At 64.6% G+C, this 19,496-nt stretch carries 19 protein-coding genes, 1 tRNA gene and 2 pseudogenes; 14 read left to right on the forward strand and 8 right to left on the reverse strand.

Features of this window, described 5'->3' with window-relative positions:
* Positions 1-135: pseudogene (locus WB785_RS14640) on the forward strand (hypothetical protein); the annotation flags it as partial.
* A gap of 49 nt (positions 136-184) precedes the next feature.
* Here WB785_RS14640 and WB785_RS14645 read toward each other — a convergent pair.
* Both WB785_RS14645 and WB785_RS14650 read right to left on the reverse strand, forming a co-directional pair.
* Positions 185-260: transfer RNA gene (locus WB785_RS14645), tRNA-Thr, on the reverse strand.
* An 81-nt stretch (positions 261-341) separates the two neighbouring features.
* Entirely contained in the window at positions 342-722 is a 381-nt protein-coding gene (locus tag WB785_RS14650) for a hypothetical protein (RefSeq protein WP_424080053.1), read from the reverse strand.
* Positions 723-907: 185 nt separating this feature from the next.
* Here WB785_RS14650 and WB785_RS14655 point away from each other — a divergent pair, with 185 nt between their 5' ends.
* From WB785_RS14655 to WB785_RS14665, 3 genes are all read left to right on the forward strand, one after another.
* The gene (locus tag WB785_RS14655) at positions 908-1,990 is read left to right on the forward strand and encodes a phosphotransferase (protein ID WP_424080077.1); all 1,083 of its coding nucleotides are present in this window, start codon (positions 908-910) and stop codon (positions 1,988-1,990) included.
* Positions 1,991-2,001: 11 nt separating this feature from the next.
* On the forward strand, positions 2,002-2,748 hold the full coding sequence (locus WB785_RS14660; protein ID WP_424080054.1) for an MBL fold metallo-hydrolase: 747 nt from the start codon (positions 2,002-2,004) through the stop codon (positions 2,746-2,748).
* A 252-nt stretch (positions 2,749-3,000) separates the two neighbouring features.
* The gene (locus WB785_RS14665; protein ID WP_424080078.1) at positions 3,001-4,536 is read left to right on the forward strand and encodes an LCP family protein; all 1,536 of its coding nucleotides are present in this window, start codon (positions 3,001-3,003) and stop codon (positions 4,534-4,536) included.
* Here WB785_RS14665 and WB785_RS14670 read toward each other — a convergent pair.
* The 4 genes and pseudogenes from WB785_RS14670 to WB785_RS14685 all read right to left on the reverse strand — a co-directional run bounded on the left by WB785_RS14670 (position 4,529) and on the right by WB785_RS14685 (position 8,196).
* Positions 4,529-5,401, reverse strand: coding sequence for an alpha/beta fold hydrolase (locus WB785_RS14670; protein ID WP_424080055.1), 873 nt, complete (start codon positions 5,399-5,401; stop codon positions 4,529-4,531). The two genes, WB785_RS14665 and WB785_RS14670, sit on opposite strands and share 8 nt — an antisense overlap.
* Positions 5,398-6,189 carry an SDR family NAD(P)-dependent oxidoreductase gene (locus WB785_RS14675; RefSeq protein WP_424080056.1) on the reverse strand — a complete coding sequence of 264 codons (792 nt, stop codon included), beginning with the start codon at positions 6,187-6,189 and terminating at the stop codon, positions 5,398-5,400. The genes WB785_RS14670 and WB785_RS14675 overlap by 4 nt, the downstream gene beginning before the upstream one ends.
* Before the next feature lie 18 nt (positions 6,190-6,207).
* Positions 6,208-6,537, reverse strand: a pseudogene (locus WB785_RS14680) (SDR family oxidoreductase); the annotation flags it as partial.
* A 51-nt stretch (positions 6,538-6,588) separates the two neighbouring features.
* Positions 6,589-8,196 carry a flavin-containing monooxygenase gene (locus tag WB785_RS14685; RefSeq protein WP_424080057.1) on the reverse strand — a complete coding sequence of 536 codons (1,608 nt, stop codon included), beginning with the start codon at positions 8,194-8,196 and terminating at the stop codon, positions 6,589-6,591.
* Between the two features lie 130 nt (positions 8,197-8,326).
* Here WB785_RS14685 and WB785_RS14690 point away from each other — a divergent pair, with 130 nt between their 5' ends.
* The 8 genes from WB785_RS14690 (at position 8,327) to WB785_RS14725 (ending at position 15,224) form a co-directional block, all read left to right on the forward strand.
* Positions 8,327-8,605 carry a 2Fe-2S iron-sulfur cluster-binding protein gene (locus WB785_RS14690; RefSeq protein WP_424080058.1) on the forward strand — a complete coding sequence of 93 codons (279 nt, stop codon included), beginning with the start codon at positions 8,327-8,329 and terminating at the stop codon, positions 8,603-8,605.
* Between the two features lie 91 nt (positions 8,606-8,696).
* Positions 8,697-9,881, forward strand: coding sequence for an acyl-CoA dehydrogenase family protein (locus tag WB785_RS14695; protein ID WP_424080059.1), 1,185 nt, complete (start codon positions 8,697-8,699; stop codon positions 9,879-9,881).
* A gap of 9 nt (positions 9,882-9,890) precedes the next feature.
* On the forward strand, positions 9,891-10,799 hold the full coding sequence (gene bphC, locus WB785_RS14700; RefSeq protein ID WP_424080060.1) for a biphenyl-2,3-diol 1,2-dioxygenase: 909 nt from the start codon (positions 9,891-9,893) through the stop codon (positions 10,797-10,799).
* A complete protein-coding gene (locus WB785_RS14705; protein ID WP_424080061.1) occupies positions 10,796-12,262 on the forward strand; it encodes an FAD-dependent oxidoreductase in 1,467 nt (488 codons plus the stop codon). Before bphC ends, WB785_RS14705 begins: the two co-directional genes overlap by 4 nt.
* Positions 12,263-12,412: 150 nt before the next feature.
* The gene (locus WB785_RS14710) at positions 12,413-13,264 is read left to right on the forward strand and encodes an IclR family transcriptional regulator (protein WP_424080062.1); all 852 of its coding nucleotides are present in this window, start codon (positions 12,413-12,415) and stop codon (positions 13,262-13,264) included.
* The gene (locus tag WB785_RS14715) at positions 13,261-14,178 is read left to right on the forward strand and encodes an alpha/beta hydrolase (RefSeq protein WP_424080063.1); all 918 of its coding nucleotides are present in this window, start codon (positions 13,261-13,263) and stop codon (positions 14,176-14,178) included. The genes WB785_RS14710 and WB785_RS14715 overlap by 4 nt, the downstream gene beginning before the upstream one ends.
* A 61-nt stretch (positions 14,179-14,239) precedes the next feature.
* Positions 14,240-14,587, forward strand: coding sequence for a hypothetical protein (locus WB785_RS14720; protein WP_424080064.1), 348 nt, complete (start codon positions 14,240-14,242; stop codon positions 14,585-14,587).
* Entirely contained in the window at positions 14,580-15,224 is a 645-nt protein-coding gene (locus WB785_RS14725) for a Dabb family protein (RefSeq protein ID WP_424080065.1), read from the forward strand. Before WB785_RS14720 ends, WB785_RS14725 begins: the two co-directional genes overlap by 8 nt.
* Here the strand turns inward: WB785_RS14725 and WB785_RS14730 are convergent.
* Positions 15,206-16,093, reverse strand: a complete 888-nt coding sequence (locus tag WB785_RS14730; protein WP_424080066.1) for an SDR family NAD(P)-dependent oxidoreductase — start codon at positions 16,091-16,093, stop codon at positions 15,206-15,208. The two genes, WB785_RS14725 and WB785_RS14730, sit on opposite strands and share 19 nt — an antisense overlap.
* A complete protein-coding gene (locus WB785_RS14735; RefSeq protein ID WP_424080067.1) occupies positions 16,090-18,018 on the reverse strand; it encodes a flavin-containing monooxygenase in 1,929 nt (642 codons plus the stop codon). Before WB785_RS14735 ends, WB785_RS14730 begins: the two co-directional genes overlap by 4 nt.
* A 137-nt stretch (positions 18,019-18,155) precedes the next feature.
* Here WB785_RS14735 and WB785_RS14740 point away from each other — a divergent pair, with 137 nt between their 5' ends.
* Both WB785_RS14740 and WB785_RS14745 read left to right on the forward strand, forming a co-directional pair.
* Positions 18,156-18,635, forward strand: coding sequence for a nuclear transport factor 2 family protein (locus WB785_RS14740; RefSeq protein ID WP_424080068.1), 480 nt, complete (start codon positions 18,156-18,158; stop codon positions 18,633-18,635).
* Entirely contained in the window at positions 18,632-19,495 is an 864-nt protein-coding gene (locus WB785_RS14745; protein ID WP_424080069.1) for an SDR family NAD(P)-dependent oxidoreductase, read from the forward strand. Before WB785_RS14740 ends, WB785_RS14745 begins: the two co-directional genes overlap by 4 nt.
* The last annotated feature ends 1 nt before the right edge of the window (position 19,496 follow it).

The following is a 19,496-nucleotide window of genomic DNA, read 5'->3' on the forward strand; positions in this document are numbered from 1 at the left end:
GTGATATCGCTGACCATGGTGGTCAACCCGCTCAGCAACATTGCCGACCGGATTCCGCTGCCCGGCCGGCGCCCACGGAGCCGCACCTCCCCACGCACGGTCCGTTCCCAGCGCGTCATCGAGCATGACGAGTGAGCCGTTGTGACTGACATAAAACGACACTATCCGTCAGCGCCGACAGGAATGGAGCCGCGTGAGAGACTCGAACTCTCGACATCCGCCTTACAAGGGCGACGCTCTACCAACTGAGCTAACGCGGCCGGGGCTGGCTCAATGAGCCACGACGATTCTACGACGGGGGCTCAACTGGCCTTCCTCACCTAGGAGCCTGTCCGCGACGCCTAGCTGTTGCGCGGCGATGGACCACTCACCGTCAGCGGAAGCGACACTTCTCCCGCTGCGCCTTTCATGGCAATGGTCCAGCGACCATTCACATTCAACGTAAGTCGCAACTGGAAGCAGGCAAAGCCCACATCCGCGCTCGCGAGGTTTGCCGGGAGCTCGCGGTGCATGTGCAGGGGTTGTCCATCGTTGGGTGGCGAGACCTCTATGACAACGAGGCGATCCTCACCGCCGGCGTCCCCCTGCGTCAACACCGCGATGTCAAACTGCGCTACTCGGTCGGGGCCGACTTTGTATCTAGATATCACCCCGCCCTGTACGTCCAGCTTGTTGGCTACCGCTTCGGTCTTCTCGGCCAGGAATGCCCCGCTTATCCGCATGCGTCCCAGTATCTATAAAAACTGCTGCGCCGTACTGGGATTGGCGCTAGGTCCATCGCGAGATCGCGCCGGGTAGCCAGGTACTCCCTTCCCTGCTTTACAGTGAGACGTCTTTTTGTAAAGATGCATCGGTGGCGCATGGGGTTGTACCGGTTCTCGGCTTGGCGGCGCATTTGGGCCGCGGAATGCAACGTGTGGCAACCGATGCCGTCATCGGTCGGATGCGGTCGCTGCCACGTACGATCAGTGACCTTGATGCGCAATCACTTTCGGACATCACGGGACGCCGAGTGACGTCGGTATCGGTGATCGGTGGCGACACAGGGACATCGTCGCGAGCACGCCTGGCATTGACCGGCGACGACGTTCCGGCCTCCGTCTTCGTCAAGATGCCGGCGGAGACCGTCGCCACCCGGATGATGGGCGAGCTGGGCCGGCTCGCACAGACCGAAGTGCTGTTCTACCGCGAGCTGTCGTCACAACTCACCGGCGTGCCGGGGGCATACGGGTCGGCATTCGACTCGCTGACCGGTCGCTTTGTGCTGGTGCTGGAAGACTTGGCGGTCGATTCCTGCGAGTTTCCCGATACCCTGCATCCGCTCGACAACAACCGGGCGACCATGATCGTCGAGCTGCTCGCCCAGTTGCACGCGGCGTTCTGGGAACGCCTGCCGCCCACGGGAAATGGTGGTCCACTCGGATGGGTGTACTCCGCATCTGACGACCACACGTCGCTGCTCACTGGTCCGCTGTTGAACGCCTCGGTTCGCCGCCTGGCCGAGCGAACCTCCATTCCCGTCGAAGACGGCCGGTTCATCATCGACAACTATCGCGCAGTCGCGAAAGTGATTGATAGAAAACCGAACACGGTGATGCACGGCGATGCGCATCCCGGCAACGTCTACTTCCGCAACGGCGAAGCGGGATTGCTCGATTGGCAGGCGGTCCGACGAGGCCATCCCGGCCGCGAACTGGCCTACACACTGATCACCAGCATGACCACCGCCGACCGTCAGCGCTGCGAACGCGACCTACTGGCCGTCTACCGCCAAGCCCTGGCGGCCGGAGGCGGCCCCGAGTTGGATCCCGACGACCTCTGGCTGCGCTATCGACAGGGCTCGCTCTACGCGTACGTCGCATCGGTGATCACCGCCGGGATGGGCGGCATGCAAGCCGAAGACATCGCATTGGAAGGCGTTAAGCGCGCCGTGGCGGCCTTGGCTGATCTCGAGACCATAGCGGCACTCAAACAATCGTTGTCGTCGTAGGTTGTCTAGCCATGAAGCTGACGGTTCTTGGTAGCGGCGGATGGATTCCGACCAGCTTCCGGCAGACGAGCTGCTACCTGATCACCTCCGGCACCGAGGCTTTGGTGTTAGACGCCGGAACCGGTCTGGGTGCGCTGCACATCAACCCGTCGCTGCTGGATGGTGTCGAGACGGTGACCTTGCTGCTCAGCCACTTTCACCTCGACCACGTGACCGGGCTCGGCTTCGTCAGCGTGCGCGGCCTGGGCGGCCGGGAACTGACGATCGCTGGCCCGGGCTCGCTGTCCTACGGCCGGTCCACCCGCACGATCGTGGAGGAACAGCTTCTCGCGTCCCCGATACAGACGTCGTCGCTGCTGGCGTCGGCACATTGGGCGGAGTTGGGTTGGGACACTTTGAGTTTCGCCGGCCATGAGCTGACGACGTGGGAGCAGACCCGACACACGTTGCCCTCGGCGGGCTTTCGGGTAGGTGACCGTTTCGCCTACTGCACCGACACCGAGTTCGACCCGGAGACCATCCGCCGTGCGGCGGGCGTGATCACGCTGCTGCATGAAGCGTGGGAGCCGGTCGATGCCGAGCGCGGCCATACCTCCGGTGACGAGGTCGGCGTCATCGCCGTCGAAGCCGGTGTGTCGCGCCTGGTGATCACCCACCACAATCCCCTGCCCGGCGTGCCCGAACGCACCGCGGCTGCCGCCCAGGCACGATTCGCCGCCGCTGTCTCGGCCGCCGATGGCGCGGTTATCGAGCTGTAGCCGGCCAGATCAACACCACGATTTGGTCACAAACGGGCGCTGCTATCCGGCGGTAATTGCGGCCGGGAGCGGTGCGTTGTCGCAGGTAGCGGCCGTTTTCTACCCGCACTGTAGGCTTGAGGCGTTACTTGGCTCACAACGCGTTGCACAGCAACCTGCCGCATACTGAACGCCAAGCATTAAACGTGCGCGCAAACTGCAACCGGGGGGCACGCGCGGCACCCATAGGCAATCGAGGTTGTGGTGGCTGACCTGCAGCGATCCAGCGCTAAGCACCGCCATCGTGCCACGCCCGTAGCGCGGCGCCGGCGCGCATTGGTGCACGCCTGCTGGGTGTTGGTGGCAGTGGCCGCGGTGCTGGCAACCGGGTCGGGATGGTGGATGGCCCACGGCGTACTCGGCGGAATCACCGTCTCCCAGGCGCTGAGTGCCGAGGATCCGAAGTCCTCCGGCGACTCGATGAACGTTCTGCTCATCGGGCTCGACTCGCGAAAGGATCAAAACGGCAACGACCTGCCGTCGGCCCTACTCAAACACCTGCACGCCGGCGACTCCGACGATGGCGGATACAACACCAACACCCTGATCCTTGCGCATGTCAGCGCCGACGACCGGGTGACCGCGTTCTCGATCCCCCGTGACGACTGGGTGTCGTTCACCGGCGTGCCGGGCTACAACCACATCAAGATCAAAGAGGCCTACGGGCTCACCAAGCAATACGTCGAGCAGAAACTCATCAACAAAGGTGTGACCAACCAGAAAGAGCTAGAGACTAAGGGCCGCGAAGCTGGACGCGCTGCGACGTTGAAGGCGGTGCGGAGCCTGACCGGAGTGCCCATCGACTACTTCGCCGAGGTGAATCTGGCCGGCTTCTACGACCTGGCCCAGAGTCTGGGCGGCATCAACGTGTGCCTGAAGCACGCCGTGTACGACTCCTATTCCGGGGCCGACTTCCCGGCCGGACGCCAGACGCTGGATGCCGAACAGGCACTGTCGTTCGTGCGCCAGCGCCACGGCCTGGAAAACGGTGACCTTGACCGCACCCACCGTCAGCAAGCTTTCCTCTCGTCGGTCATGCGCCAACTGCAGGATTCGGGAACCTTCACCGATCTGGGCAAGCTCAAAGGCTTGATGGCGGTGGCGCGCAAAGACGTCGTGTTGTCGTCGGGCTGGGACGAAGACCAATTCCGCCGGATGGGCGCGCTGGCGGGCGGCTCTATCGAATACCGCACGCTGCCCGTGGTGCGCTACGACAACATCAACGGCCAAGACGTCAACATCGTCGACCCCGCCGCGATCAAGGCCGAAGTAGCCGCCGCCTTCGGCACCTCCTCGGAGGCCACGACGACGACCACCTCCGAAACGCCGAGCGCGTCGACGGTGGTCGACGTGATCAACGCCAGCAACACCAGCGGGCTTGCCAGTCAGGTAGCGCGGGCGCTGAAAAAGGGTGGCTACAGCACCGGCGCCGTACGCGACCGCGTTCGCGGAGAGCCCACCGCCACCTCGATCGAATACGCCCCCGGCGCCGAGAGCGACGCGCGCAACGTGGCGACGCTGCTGGGCATCGATGCACCGGATAAACCCAATCGCAAGCTCGAGTACGGCCACATCGAGGTTGTCGTCGACGACAACTACTCCGCGCCGTCCCAGGACGAATCCACTTCGAGCTCGGCCTCAAGCCTTTCCGACGGTTACGGCTATAGCCGATCAAGCACGGAGTCCACCGAGCCGAGCCCCGATCAGGGTGCACCAATCGACGGCGGCGGCGTGCCCTGCGTCAACTAAGCTCGGCGTCCTTTCGCAACAAGAACGCCAGCACGGCACTTTCGAAGGCCTCTTTCGCCTCGATCATCGTCCAGTGACCGCAGTTCGGGAACACGTGCAATTCGGCGTTGGGAATGGTGCGCATCGGGAGCAACGCCATGTCCAGCGGGCTGACTCGGTCGTCGCGGCCCCACGTGATCAGGGTCGGCGCCTTGACCCGGTGCATCATCGCCCACGGCTGCGGTCCCTTGGATGACTCCATGGCTTTCATCATCTGCGCAAAGGCTTCGCTGCTGTACATCCGTCGCGCCCCGGCGAGTGTCTTCGGGTCGGTGGCATGCGTCCAACGCTCCTCGGTGAGTTCCTCGGTCACCGTCGCCGGGTCATAGACCATCGAATGCAGCCAGCGCACCAACCGCTCCCGGGTGGGCTCGTCGGTGAACTCTTGCAGCAGCCGGATGCCTTCTGGCGGTCCAGGACTCAGGATGTTGCGACCGATGCCACCGATCGTGACCAGGCGACGCACCCGCTCGGGGTGAGCTATCGCGAAGTTGATTGCGACACCACCGCCCATTGAGTTGCCGACGATGTCGACGGTGTCCAGGCCGAGCGCGTCGACGAAGCGCACCAGCCCGTCCAGAGCGGTGATCATCGGGTGGCCGCCGAAATCGTCGCTGACGCCGTAGCCGGGAAACTCCAAAATCAGACATCGAAAGAATTCGGCGAATGCGCCTAGCACGCCGCGGAAGTTGCGCCATCCCGTCACGCCCGGCCCTGAACCATGCAGCATCAGCAGAGGCAGGCCACTTCCCGCCTCGTGATAGCGCAGAACCCCTGCATCGGTGGTGATTTCATGCAAGGTGTCCTCGTACGTCAGCTCCGTCACGCGTGCGTCCCGCCGTCGATGCGAATTTCGGTGCCGGTGATGAACGCGCCGTCATCGGACACCAACATCGCGATGACGCCGGCAACGACAGCCGGATTGGCCATCCCGGCGCCGCTGGATTCCTCAGTGGTGGGCATGATCGGCATCAGCCGGGTGAACAGCGTCCAGTCCGCATCTTGTGGAATGTATCCGCCTGTGGCATCGGTGATTCCGGACTTGATGCTTCCGGGTGCCACGCACACAGCGCGCAGTCCCTTACTCGCGTACTCGAGCGCCAGCGCATGGGTGAAGGACTGAACCCCACCCTTGCTAGCCGCGTAGGCCGCCATGTAGGGATGGGCGAACGACGCCGACGTCGAGCTGAAGTTGACGATCGCGCTGCGTGGATTTTGCAACAGCGTGGGCAGCGCCTCGCGGACCACCAGGAAGGTCCCGGTCAGGTTGATCCCGATGATCTGGTTCCACAGCTCCAGGTCCATCTGGTCGGTGTGCACCGCGCGCAGGATGCCGGCAGCGTTGACCAGTGAATCCAGGCCGCCCAATGTATCCACCGCCGAGCGCACACCGTCGATCACCGAATTCTCATCGGCGATATTCATCTCCAGCGTGGTCAGCCGGTCACCGGCCCCGAGTTCTCCGGCTCGGGCGCGGGTCTTGTCCAACCCGTCAGCGGCGACGTCGGCGGCGACCACCGCGGCGCCCTCGTCCAGCAGGCGCAGCGCGGTGGCCTGCCCGATGCCCGACGCGGCGCCGGTCACCAGGATCCGGTTGCGTTCTAGTCGCTTCATCTGCACTCCTGTCTGGTATCACTGGCCCAAAACGTATTTCACGGTCGGCCCCGCGGTCCAGCCGCCGTCCACGGCGATCTCTGCGCCGGTAACATAGGCGGCCTCGTCGGACAGCAAATAGCCCACCGCGCCGGCAATCTCCTCGGGCACTGCCACCCGTTCCATCGGCGTGTTCGGATAGTTGCCTTCGCCGACCTGGATGCCGACATGTGCGGTCATCGGGGTGTAGGTCATGCCGGGGTGCACCGAATTGACGCGGATGCGATCGGAACCCAGCTCGACGGCGGCGATCTTCGACAGTCCCCGCACACCCCACTTCGAGGCGCCGTAGCCGGCGGTGATGACAACGACCTTCCCGGCCAGCTGCCCTGAATCAGGTTTCATTACAACACCTTTGCGTCAAGACGCTTTCACCAACACGAATCCTTTGTAGCCGGCGTTGGCCACCTCAGCGCACACGTCGTTGTATGTTGCGAACCCGCCAACGAACAACATGAAGCCCCGCGGTTTTCCCGGCACGTTGGCACCCATGTACCACGAGTTCGCCTTGGTAAACAGCGTCGCGTCGGCACGTCGGGCACATTCTGCGCCCCAGCCGTCGACGGCGTCGCTGGTTGCTTCCATCGCAACATAACCGTGGCTGTCAAGGTAGGTGATCGCTTCTGCGATCCAGTTCACTTGCGCCTCCGCGTGCAGCACCATGTTCGCCAGCACCGCGGGCGCTCCCGGGCCCGAGATCAGAAATAGATTCGGGAACCCGTCGACGCCCAAGCCCAAATAGGTGCGTGGACCGTGCGCCCAGTCATCACGGAGGGTCACGCCGTTACGGCCGACGATGTCGATCTTGCCCAGTGCACCGGTCAGCGCATCGAAACCCGTTGCCAGCACGATCATGTCGAGGCCATAGTGCGCATCGGTGGTATTGATTCCATCCGGGTCAACAGATTCGATCGGGGTAGCACGCACACTGATCAGCGACACGTGAGGCTGGTTAAAGGTCTGAAAGTAGTTGCTGTCTGTGCAGATTCGCTTTGTCCCGATGGGGTGATCGTTGGGAATCAGGATGTCCGCCACCACAGGGTCGTCGATCACGGCGCGGACCTTCTCCTCGTAGAAGTTGCGCGCCTCGTCATTTGCGGCGGGGTCGATCATCTGGTCCGGGAAGGTTTTGGAGAACAGCACACCACCGAGCTGCCATCGCGTTTCGAACGCCGCGCGGCGCTCCTCGGTTGGGAACTCCATCGTCGGCTTGGGGGCGGTGATGTGCGGTGACCCGCCGCCGCTGCGCCACGACACACGACGTCGCTCCGCATAAGTCGCCTTGATTTCGTCGAGTTCTTCGGCGGACAGTGGCTTATTGCCTGCCGGGACACTGTAATTGGGGGTGCGCTGGAAGACGTAGAGGTGCGCGGCTTGCTCGGCGATAATCGGAATCGATTGGATGCCGGAAGATCCGGTGCCGATGACTGCCACCCGCTTGCCGGTGAAGTCGACAGGATCGTGAGGCCACGCAGCGGTGTGGTAGATCTCGCCGGCGAAGCTATCCAGGCCCCTGAACTCTGGCGTCATCGCGTCGGATAACGGGCCGGTTGCCATCAGACAGAACCGTGCTGAGAGCTTCTGTCCGGCATCGGTAGTCACTGTCCAGCGCAGCGTCGCCTCGTCGAACACCGTCGAGACCACCCGGGTGTTTAACGTGATGTCGCGGCGCAGGTCGAGTTTGTCCGCGACCCAGTTCAGGTAACTCAGGATCTCGGCCTGGGTGGCGTATTTCTCGGTCCAGTTCCACTCCTGCTGCAGTTCGTCGGAAAACGAATAGCAGTAGTCCACGCTCTCGACATCACAACGTGCGCCGGGATAGCGGTTGTAGTACCAGGTGCCGCCCAGTTCGGGTGCGGCCTCGAGCACCCGCACCGAGAGGCCTTGGGTGTGCAGCTTGTGCAGGGCATACAGACCGGCGAACCCGGCGCCCACTACGACGGCGTCCAGAGGTGCATCTAGGTTCACAAGCATTCACTGTAGGTAGATCGGCCCCTTCGCACTGCTCTCTTCCCGGTCACCGGGCGGCGCGGGCCAGTTTTCCCGGCCATTGGGCAGGCCTGTGCGCGGTCCTATATTGATCGCTGACCATCCGCTTATGGCAGAACCCGCACACGTGGACGTCGACCTCGATGGTCAACGGCATCGTCTGATCTGGCCGCGCGGCCAGACCCTGGTCGACATATTGCTCGATGCGGGCCTTGACGTGCCCCATTCGTGTCGGGAAGGCCGCTGCGGTTCGTGTGTGGCAACCGTAGTCGAGGGTGAAGTCGACATGGCGGCGTGCGACGTCCTCGGGGCCGACGATTTACGGGACGGCCTGATTCTCGCGTGTCAGGCCAGGCCGGTGAGCGGCGATGTGCACATCGAGTTCTGATCTGTTTGCGTCCGCTCACCGGGATCACCTTCGGGACGGCCACGGACTGCGGTAGACCATTACTAAGCCCCCACACGTAAGGACGAACGATATGAGCGAGCGGGTACTCGATCGGGTCGTGGCCATGGCCGACCAGTTGCGCGACCAGGCCGCCGAAGCCGAAAGGATCGGCCGGCTCACCGACGACAGCGTGAAGCTGATGAAGGGCGCCGGCCTGATCCGGATGCTGCAGACCAAGCAATACCAGGGGTTCGAGGCCCACCCCCGCGAGTTCGCCGAGACCGTGATGGCCACCGCGGCGCTGGATCCGGCCGCCGGCTGGATCGTCGGCGTGGTGGGCGTGCACCCCTACCAGCTGGCCTATGCCGACCCCAAGGTGCCCGCCGAGGTTTGGGCCGACGACGTCGACACCTGGATGGCCTCCCCGTATGCGCCGCAAGGGGTGGCCAAGCCTGTCGACGGCGGCTACATCTTCAACGGCCGCTGGCAGTTCAGCTCGGGCACCGACCATTGTGACTGGATCATCCTGGGCGCGATGCTCGGCAACAGCGAGGGTGTGCCGCTGATGCCACCGCAGATGCTGCACATGATCCTGCCGCGCAAGGACTACGAGATCGTCGAGGACTCGTGGAACGTGGTGGGGCTGCGCGGAACCGGCTCCAAGGACGTCATCGTCAAGGACGCGTTCGTCCCGTCTTACCGGACGATGGACGCGACGAAGGTGATGGACGGCACCGCGCAGCGCGAGGCCGGCATGACCGAGCCGCTCTATCTGATGCCGTGGTCGACGATGTTCCCGCTGGGCATCTCCGCGGCGACCATCGGCATCGCCGAGGGCGCCCTGGCCGCGCACCTGGACTACCAACGGGAGCGCGTCGGCGCAACGGGCACCGCAATCAAGGACGACCCGTATGTCATGCACGCCATCGGCGAGGCCGCGGCCGACATCAATGCCGCCCGCCAGGAATTGCTGGCCAATGCCGATCGGATCTACGACATCGTCGCCGCCGGCAAGGAGGTGTCGTTCGCGGACCGTGCCGCCGGTCGCCGTACTCAGGTTCGTGCGGTGTGGCGCGCGGTATCGGCGGTCGACGAGATCTTCGCCCGGTCGGGCGGCAACGCGGCGCGGATGGACAAGCCGCTGCAGCGGTACTGGCGTGATGTGCATGTCGGCCACTTACACGCCATCCATGTCCCCGGCACCACGTATCACGCGTCGGCCCTCAGCTCGCTGGGCATCGATCCGCCCGAGGGTCCGCTGCGGGCGCTGATCTAGGGGGCCAACGTGACCGACTTGAAAAGCCTTGGGTATATCACAATTTCGACCAACGACATCGACCGCTGGCGGCGGTTCGCCTTCGGTGTCCTGGGCTTCGCGGAAGGCAAGGGACCCGACCCGTCAGCGTTGTACTTGCGGATGGACGAGCGCGCTGCCCGGCTCATCGTGGTGCCGGGCGAGTCTGACCGGGTGCTCACCATCGGCTGGGAAGTGCGCGACCACCCGGCACTGCAGCGAGTCAAGGCCGCCCTCGACGGTGCGGGGGTGCCGTTCAAGCAGCTGTCCACCGAAGAAGCCGAGGCGCGCCGGGTGGAGGAGGTAATCACCTTCGAGGACCCCGCCGGCACCACCCTCGAGGTATTCCACAGTGCGGTGCTTGACCACAGCCCGGTCATCACCCCGTTCGGCGCGAAATTCGTCACCGGCGATCAGGGGATGGGCCATGTCGTCGTGCCGGCCACGGACCCCAACGGGTTGTTCGACTTCTACACCGAAGTGCTGGGTTTCCGTTCCCGCGGCGCGTTCCGGGTACCGCTACCGAAGGAGTTTGGCCCGGTGCGGGTTCGCTTCCTCGGGATCAACGAACGACACCATAGCCTGGCGATTGTCCCGGCGGCACACCAGCGCGACCCACGCCTCGTCCACATCATGGTCGAACTCGACACCCTCGACGCCGTCGGTCAAGCGCTGGACCGCGTCAACGCCGAGGGCTTCCAGTTGTCGTCCACCCTCGGGCGCCACACCAACGACAAGATGGTGTCGTTCTACGTCCGGGCACCCGGTGACTGGGACATTGAATTCGGCACGGACGGCATGCGAGTCGACGAAACCTATTACACCGCAGAGGAAATCACCGCCGACAGCTACTGGGGCCACCAATGGGTCGGAGAGATGCCCGCGGCCATGCAGCCATGACACCCGAGACCGACGTCACGCCGGTCCAGGCCGCGTCGATTACCTCGTGGGACCACGAAGCTGACGTCGTCATCGCCGGCTACGGGATCGCCGGCGCCGCAGCGGCGGTCGAGGCGGCCCGCTCAGGCGCCGACGTGCTAGTCCTGGAGCGCAACGGTTCCTGGGGCGGCGCCGCGGCGATGGCAGGCGGATTCATCTACCTCGGCGGTGGCACGCCGCTCCAAAAGGCTTGTGGCTTTGACGATTCCGTTGACAACATGGCGGCGTTCCTCAACGTGGCGATGGGGCCGGGTGCCGATGAGGACAGAATTGCCGATTACTGCGCCGGTAGCGTCGCCCACTTCGACTGGCTCGTCGGGTGCGGCGTCCCGTTCAAGGCGGAGTTCTTCTCCGACCCGGGCTGGGAACCGATGGGCGACCAGGGGCTGATGTACAGCGGCGGCGAAAACTCCTACCCGTTCAACGGGATCGCCACCCCAGCCCCGCGTGGGCACGTCCCGCAGATGTCGAACAAGAAGCAGGGCGAAGCCAGCGCCGGCTTCATGCTGATGAAGCCGCTCGTCGAGACCGCGACGGCGGCCGGTGCGCGGGCAATTTACGACGTGCGGGCGCAGTGTCTGATTGTCGAACCCGACGGCAGGGTGGTCGGCATCCGCGCCCGCCAGTACGGCAACGATATGACAATTCGAGCGCGCAGCGGAGTCGTGCTCGCGACGGGCAGCTTCGCCTACAACGATGCGATGGTGGCCCGCTACGCTCCGCGGATCGCCGGCCGCCCAGCGGCATCGATCGAGCAGCACGACGGGCAGGCCATCCGGATGGCTCAGGCGCTCGGCGCCGACCTGGCCCACATGGACGCCACCGAAGTCGCGATCTTCATTGACCCGCAACAGTTGGTGCGCGGCATCCTGGTCAATGGGCGCGGCCAACGCTATGTCCCCGAGGACACCTATCCCGGCCGGATCGGGCAGCTCACCCTCTACCAGCAGGACAACGTCGCGTACCTGATCATCGACGGCGACGCCCAAGAAGAGGCGATGGCCTCGCTGTCACCGAAGTTCATGCTGCGACCGGCGACCTGGGTGGCCGATAGCGTTGCCGACCTGGAACGCGACATCGGCCTGGCACCCGGTTCGCTGCAGACGACCGTGGCCGCTTACAACGAGGGCGCTGCCCGCGGTGAGGACCCGCTGATGCACAAGAAACCCGAGTGGATCAAGCCGATCGGCACCCCGGTCGGCGCCGTCGATCTCCGAGAAAGCACCGGCGGGTTCACCTTGGGCGGCCTCGCCACGACGTTGGATGCCGAGGTGCTGCATGTCAGCGGCGAGCCCATCCCCGGGCTCTTCGCCGCCGGCCGTTCGACCGCCGGGCTGGCCGCCTGGGGTTACGCCAGCGGCATCTCGCTCGGTGACGGCAGCTTCTACGGTCGCCGCGCGGGCCGCGCCGCCGCCAAAGGCTGACCTGCACTGATCCCTGAGTCGCGGTCGTACGCCGACTGGTGGGCGACGGCGGTTTTCGCGTGTCTAGTGACGGCGGCCACATAGCTGTGGTAGAAAGTCACTATGACTAATAGTCATATGCCATTCAGGCAGGTTGAGGTTGGAGGACCGATGTCAGAGACCGTGGACAGGGTTGCAACCGTTGAACCAGCCACCCCCAGCGCCGTCATCGACCGCATCGCACTCGTCCTCGATGCATTCGACGGACCGGGACGGCTGACGCTGGCCCAGATCGTCCGCCGCACCGGACTGCCCCGCTCATCGGCGCATCGGATGCTCGAACGCCTGGTGCAGCTGCGCTGGCTGCGCCGCAGTGGTCGCGACTACGAGCTGGGCATGCGCCTGGTGGAGCTGGGCTCGCTAGCGGTGCACCAGGACCGCCTGGTACGGGCAGCCACCCCGCTGCTGGGCGAACTGCACCGTGCCACTGGGCTGGTCGTACACCTCGCGGTTCTGGATGGGTCCGACGTCGTCTACCTGGAGAAGGTCGGCGACCGGACGATCGGCGCGCTTCCCAGCCGAGTCGGCGGCCGTCAGCCGGCGCACTGTACTGCCGTCGGCAAGGCGATCCTGGCCTACTACGACGAGGACGCCGAGGTGGATCTACAGGTGCGTAAGACGAAGTACTCGATCTTCACGAGTGCCCAACTGGCGGTCGAATTGGCGAAGGTTCGGGCCCACGGTGTTGCGTTCGAACGCGAGGAGTCGCTGCTCGGATTCGGTTGCGTCGCAGCCCCAATCGGGAGCCCCGGCGAAGCAGTCGCTGCAGTGTCGGTGTGTGGTCAGATGAATCGCATGATGTTCGATCAAAGGCTGGCTGCCCCGGTGCGGATGACCGCGATGGGTATCTGGCGCAACGTCGAGGACGGCCCGCAGCGGGTTGCACCGACGTTGCAGCCACTGCGGCCATTGCTGCCCCGACGTCCGATTCCGCCATCGCGGCCCGCCTTGCAGTACGCGTGAGCCTCGATCCACAGATCGCGCCCCTGATCGAGGCGCTGGATGCCGGCTTTCCGCCGGTCCACACGATGACCGGCGCTCAGGCCAGGGCAACAATCCGCTCCCGATTCGTGCCGCAAGCTCAGCCTGAGCCGGTCGCCGAGGTACGGGACGAGATCATCCCGGGCCCCGGCGGCGATATCCCCGTACGGATCTACCGGCCCGATGGGGATAACCTGCCGATACTGGTGTACGCGCACGGCGGCGGTTTCGTGTTCTGCGATCTCGACAGCCACGACGAGCTGTGCCGCGACATCACCAACCTTGTTCCCGCCGTTGTCATTTCGGTTGACTATCGGTTGGCTCCGGAGAATCAGTGGCCTGACGCGGCCGAGGATGTGTACGCGACCGCCCGTTGGGCGGCCGACAACGCGGCGGCCGTTGGTGGCGATGCACGAGCCGTTGTGGTGGGCGGCGATAGCGCGGGAGGAAACCTGGCCGCCGTGACCGCGTTGATGGCGCGGGACCGCGGCGGTCCCTCGCTTGCAGGTCAGCTGCTGCTGTACCCGGTGATCGCGTCCGACTTTGACAACGAGTCGTATCGCTTGTTCGGCAAGGGTTTTTACAATCCGAAGCCGGCGCTGCGGTGGTATTGGGACCAGTACGTGCCGGCGCTCGCCGATCGAGAACATCCGTACTCCTCGCCGCTGCGCGGGGATCTGAAAGGACTGCCACCCGCGATAATTGTTGTCGCCGGCCATGATCCGCTTCGTGACGAAGGCAGCGCCTATGCCGACGCGCTTGAGGCCGCAGGTGTCATCACGGTGCGATGCCCCTTCGAGGGAGGCGTCCACGGGTTCATGACGATGCCAATGCTCGATATTGCACATGAGGCCCGGCGGCACGCGTGCGGCGAGCTGGCTCGAGTGCTTCGCTGAGATCTCCCGATGGCCGGGAACGCACCGTTTCAGGGTCTGACTTCCTACCTACGGTCGGGCTATGGCTGACGGTCGAGTATTCGTTATCGACAGGGTGGTTACCAAGCCAGGATGCGCGAGGAAGTTCGTTGACACCTACCTAGCCGAGTACGCGCCCGGTGCCCGCTCGCGCGGCATGACGTTGTGCGACATCCTGGTCAGTCCCCCGATCTGGTTTGAGGATCAATCCAATATCGTCAGCGTCACCTGGACGCTGCCCAGTGCGCGGGCGTGGTGGGAGATGACGTGGAAGGGCCGACCGGACCCGTCGCTAGGCGAATGGTGGTCGCGGATCGGCGAACTGATCGTCGAGCGCTCCAGATCGGTCGCAGGGTCGGCCGACGACGTCGACAGGTTGTGCAATGTATAGCGTCACGCGGCTCCTCGACGTCGCCGAGGAAGGCCGAGAACGCGTGCTGACGTCTGTGCGCTCGGCGGCCGAAGCTACGCGGGCGCACCAGCGGCTCGTCGAGCCGACGCTGCCCGGTGCGCGCAACGGCGGCGACATACTGGTCCACTTGAGGTTCGACTCAAAGAGCCAATGGCTCTCGGCAGCAGGCGATTTTGCCGCTGTTCTGGAAGATCCCGCGATCACCCGAGTCAACGGAGCCGCTTACCCGGGCACACCGACGCGCACCCGCAACGGCGCGGGCACCGTGTATCGAGCTCTGCTGTTGCGGGTGCTGCCCGACACCGACCCAAGCACCGTCGCACGCTTCGAGGACGAGTTGGCCTCGATGCCTCGCTACGTCACGGCTATCCGGGCGTGGCAGCTGAGCCGTGTCGACGACGCGATCGGGACATCGCCGTGGACTCATGTGTTCGAGCAGGAGTTCAGTGACGTCGACGGACTAATGGGCCCATACCTGATGCATCCCATCCACTGGGCGGTGGTGGACCGCTGGTTCGACCCGGAATGCCCCGACGTGATCATCCGAGATCGCGTGTGCCACAGCTTCTGCGCTATGCCAGACCCGGTGCTGAGTGGTCAGAGCCCGACGACCTGAATGTTCGGATTGGCGGTGGCGGGCGGTTCCAGTGGCGGCAGCTCGGACTTCCCGTCGAGGGCGTGCACCGGCAACCGCTGCGACCACGGATAGTGCAGGCTGAACGCCACCAGGCCGGTACGTTCGGCGGCGGGTAGATGACACATCGCCAGCACCGTTTCGGCCAGATATTCCACTGGCTCTGTCGGAAAAGCGTCTGGAATCAGTTGTGCTGCACCGGGTGTCCGGACCGCCGTCGACGGACCAACGCAGTTGACTGCGATGTTCGCATCGAGCAGTTCGGCGGCCACACCTTGAGTAAACCGGTGCAGCGCCGCTTTGCATGACGCGTAGACGACGTCGCCCGCGGTCTTGTTGTACTCACGGTACGGCCGCACCGGGGCCACGCCGGTGACCGAGCCGATGTTGACGATCCACCCGCCGCCCTGTTTGCGCATGTGCGGCACCGCAGCCTTGGTCAGGACGAACGGCGTCCGCAGATAGTGCTCGACCGTCCGGTCGAAGGTCTCCAGTGACATGTCCTCGATCACCGCGTAGTCGGCGAAACCGGCGTTGTTGACCAAGATGTCGATGCGGCCGGTGCGGTCCAGCACCGCGTCGACGAGACCGTCGCGTGCCCCGGAGTCCTCGAGGTCGGCGGTGAGCCCGAACGCGGCTCCCCCGGCACTCTCGATCAACGCGATGGTCTCCTCGATGGTGCCGGGCAGCGCGACGGAAGCTCCCGCACGAGTGGACTGCGATGGCTGGTAGGCGCGCGCGGTCACCGCGACAGTCGCGCCCTCGGCGGCCAGACGCTGGGCGATCGCGCGTCCGATCCCCCTGCTGCTACCTGTCACCAAAGCTGTTTTACCACTGAGTAATTGGTTCATCTCAGCGTGAAATCCTCTTCAATCGGCGCCCGATGCTGATGCCAGACGTCGACTAGCCGGTACGGGGTGGCCACAACCACCCGGCCCGAACCCGACCGGTAGTAGGTGTGCGCATTCGGGGTGTGGCGCCACACGGTACGACTCATCGCCTCGTCGATCTCGGCGACGTAGTCCTCGTACGCACGCCGGGTGACCTCCATCGTCGTCGCGCCACACAGGGCCATCAATTGCAGGCATTCGATGATGTAGTGCGCGAGCACCTCCATCGAGAAGTTGGCTCCCGCGCCGTGGCCGGGGCTGTAATTCGGTGCCGACATGATGAACAGGTTGGGGAAGCCGGGCACCGCTCCGCCGCGGTAAGCGCGGGGGTTATCGCCCCATTCGTCGGCCAGCTTCCTACCTTTGCGGCCGCGGATATCGATGGTCGACAGGAAGTCAAGGTGGTAACCGGTCGCGTAGATGATGACATCGAAGTCGATCTGTCGACCATCTTGAGTGACAATGCCTTTCGCGTTGACCTCGGCAGGTTGGCTGGCCTCCACGTCGACGTGATCACGCGTCAGCGCCGCGTAGTACCCGCCCGGATCGCGAATGATCCGCTTGCCATACGGTGCAAAGTCCGGCGTGACCTTCTTCGCCAGCTCGGTGTCTTTGCCGAACGTCTGCTCGATGTACTCCAGACACATTTGCAGCAGCACGTCGTTGGCGGCAGAGATGGACAGATGGTCCTTGGACCAATCCGGGTCCCGCAGGATGACCGGATAGTTGTTGTCGGCGGTCCCCCAATAAGACTTCAGACGATTCCACTTCGCGTAGTACGGCACGTGGCGGCCGAGGTAGCGCTTATGCGCCGGTACCTCGTCGGTAAGACGTCTACGGGGTGCTACCCAATGCGGTTGCCGCTGGAACACCGTCAGATGCTCGACCTGGTCGACGCACGCGTCGACGATCTGCACGGCGGTGCAGCCGGCCCCGATGATCGCCACCTTCTTGCCGGTGAGATCCAGCGACGAATCCCACAAAGCCGAATGAATGCTGGTGCCCGCGAATGTGTTCCGACCCTTGACATCGGGCCAGCGCGGGCGATTGAGGTAGCCGGCGGCGGTGACCACGATGCTGGCATAGCTGATGTCGCGCCGATCGTCGGCGGTGACCGAATGGATCTGCCAGCATTTGCGCTCGTCGTCCCACCACAGTGCCTCGACCTCAGTGCGGAATCGGGTGTGCGCGCGCAGCTTGTGCTTGTCGGCCAGCGCCACCAGATACGCCTGATATTCCGCGCCCTGCGGATAGTAGCTACTCCAATCCGGGTTCACCTCACGCGACAGCGAGTAGTACGCGGACGGTGTGTCGACGCCGATGCCCGGGTAGGTGGTGGTGTACCAAGTGCCGCCCACTTCCGGGTTGCGGTCGAAGATCTCGTAGGGCACCCCCTCCTCGGCGGCCGCCAGCGCCACGCTGATCCCGGCGATACCCGCACCGATGATCGCGATGTTCATCGTGTCCGGGATCGGCACTGTGCGCGGCAACGTCGGCTGTGAGCGCTGGAAGCCGCCCTGCTCGAGGAGCAGGTCCACGTGCTCGTCGTCCACCGCTGAGCCCAGTGCCACGGGAAGCAATCTGGCGAAGAAGTCACGGTCCTCGACGCGCACCGCGTCGGGGCGCCGGCGCGCGCCCAGCGCGTCGATGATGGCATTCACCAGCACCTCGGCAGTGTCGGGATCGGTGACCCCGGCCCGCTCGGGCGGGTCGGGGATGTGCGAAATCTTGGGCGCGTAGGTGTCGAGCACCGCCGGGTCGCCCGTGAGCTGGGCCAGTACCGCCACCAGGACACCGGCGTCGGCCTGACGCAGGTTGTCCCGCAATTCGTCGGGGTCAGGCGGGGCCGGGCCGGTGGGCGACGTCGATTCCGTGGCGGCGGTCATGACGTCGAGTATCGAAGCGGAAAGGCCAGTCGGGCAGCGGTCTGTCTACTCAGCGGGACGCCGGCAGGTCCAGACAATGTTCCACTGACCGGGCATGCCCCGCATTACCGGGACCACACCAGGGTTGACTCGCTGTCATGACCAACGACATCACCCTGTCGGAATTGCAAGAATTCATCGCCGGTTTCTGGTACCACTACGACGAGGCGCACCACGACGAGCTGGCGGCAAGCTATGCCGAGAACGTGCGCTACATAAGCCGAAGCGATTCGCGCGCCAGCCCTTTCGAGGAACTGATGTCACCCGAGCTGCACGGCCGTGACGCCGTCATGGAGTGGCTGTCGGAGCATCGCGAGCAGAGCCCGTATCCGCTCCGCCACCATGCCACCAACGTCCACCGCACCGGCACCGACGGTGCTATCACCAGCGCCCGGTTCTACATTTTCGTCAACCAGATCGCCAATTTCGTGCCGTTCGCGGTGTCCAGCGGCGTAGCTGAGGTAGCTGTGCGCCGCGGCGCCAGCGGGTTGGAGTTCACCGAGATGGAGGTCATTCTCGACACCACCAACTCGGTGCTGCTATCTGAGCTGCACGCTGACAGCACCACCGGTTCGTGAGCGTCCGGGCAAAGTTCTCCGGCGGCGTGGCCGTCATCACCGGGGCCGGCGCGGGTATTGGTGCGGGCCTGGCGCGGTACGCCAGTCGATTGGGCATGACCGTGGTGCTCGCTGACGTCGACGCCGCCGCCATCGCAGCGTTGCGTGACGAGCTGTGCGCCGCCGGGTACGCAGCCCTGGACGTCCTATGCGACGTGCGCGATCCCGACGCGGTGCAGGAGCTCGCCGAGAAGACCTACCGGGACGTCGGCCCGTTACGGCTGTTGGTGAACAACGCCGGGGTCGAACAATTCGGATATCTGTGGGACACACCGGTCGCCAACTGGCAGCGCGTCATCGACATCAATATCAGCGGCGTCTTCTACGGCGTGCGGGCGTTTCTCCCCAAGATGATGGCGACCGACGACCAGGCCTGGGTGTGGAACCTGTCGTCAGTCGGCGGGGTAATAGCGGCTCCCCTGCAAGCGCCCTACATCATGAGCAAGCATGCAGTGCTCGCGTTGACCGAGTGTCTGCATCTCGAGGTTCAAGCAGCCGGACATGACCACCACATTCACGTGCAGGCCGTTTTGCCCGGCGCGGTGGCCTCCAACATCTTCGAAGCCGCCGGCGGAGTGGCCGACGGCGACGTCGCGGCGGCCGAATCCCAGCGCTCGGCAATGCTCGACATCAAGGCCGATGCCATGGACCCGCTCGCAGCTGCCGAGACGGTCTTTGAGCAGGCCGCCGAGGGCCGGTTCTACCTGCTCACCCAGCCGGAGTTCGTCGGGTCGGCGATGGCTGAACGCGCGAATATGCTTAGCGCACAACGGCCTCCGGTACTACTCACACAGCGTCGGTTCGACCCGGCAAAGCATTGAC

The organism is Mycobacterium sp., assembly GCF_049585075.1.
In the GTDB taxonomy this organism is placed as follows: domain Bacteria; phylum Actinomycetota; class Actinomycetes; order Mycobacteriales; family Mycobacteriaceae; genus Mycobacterium.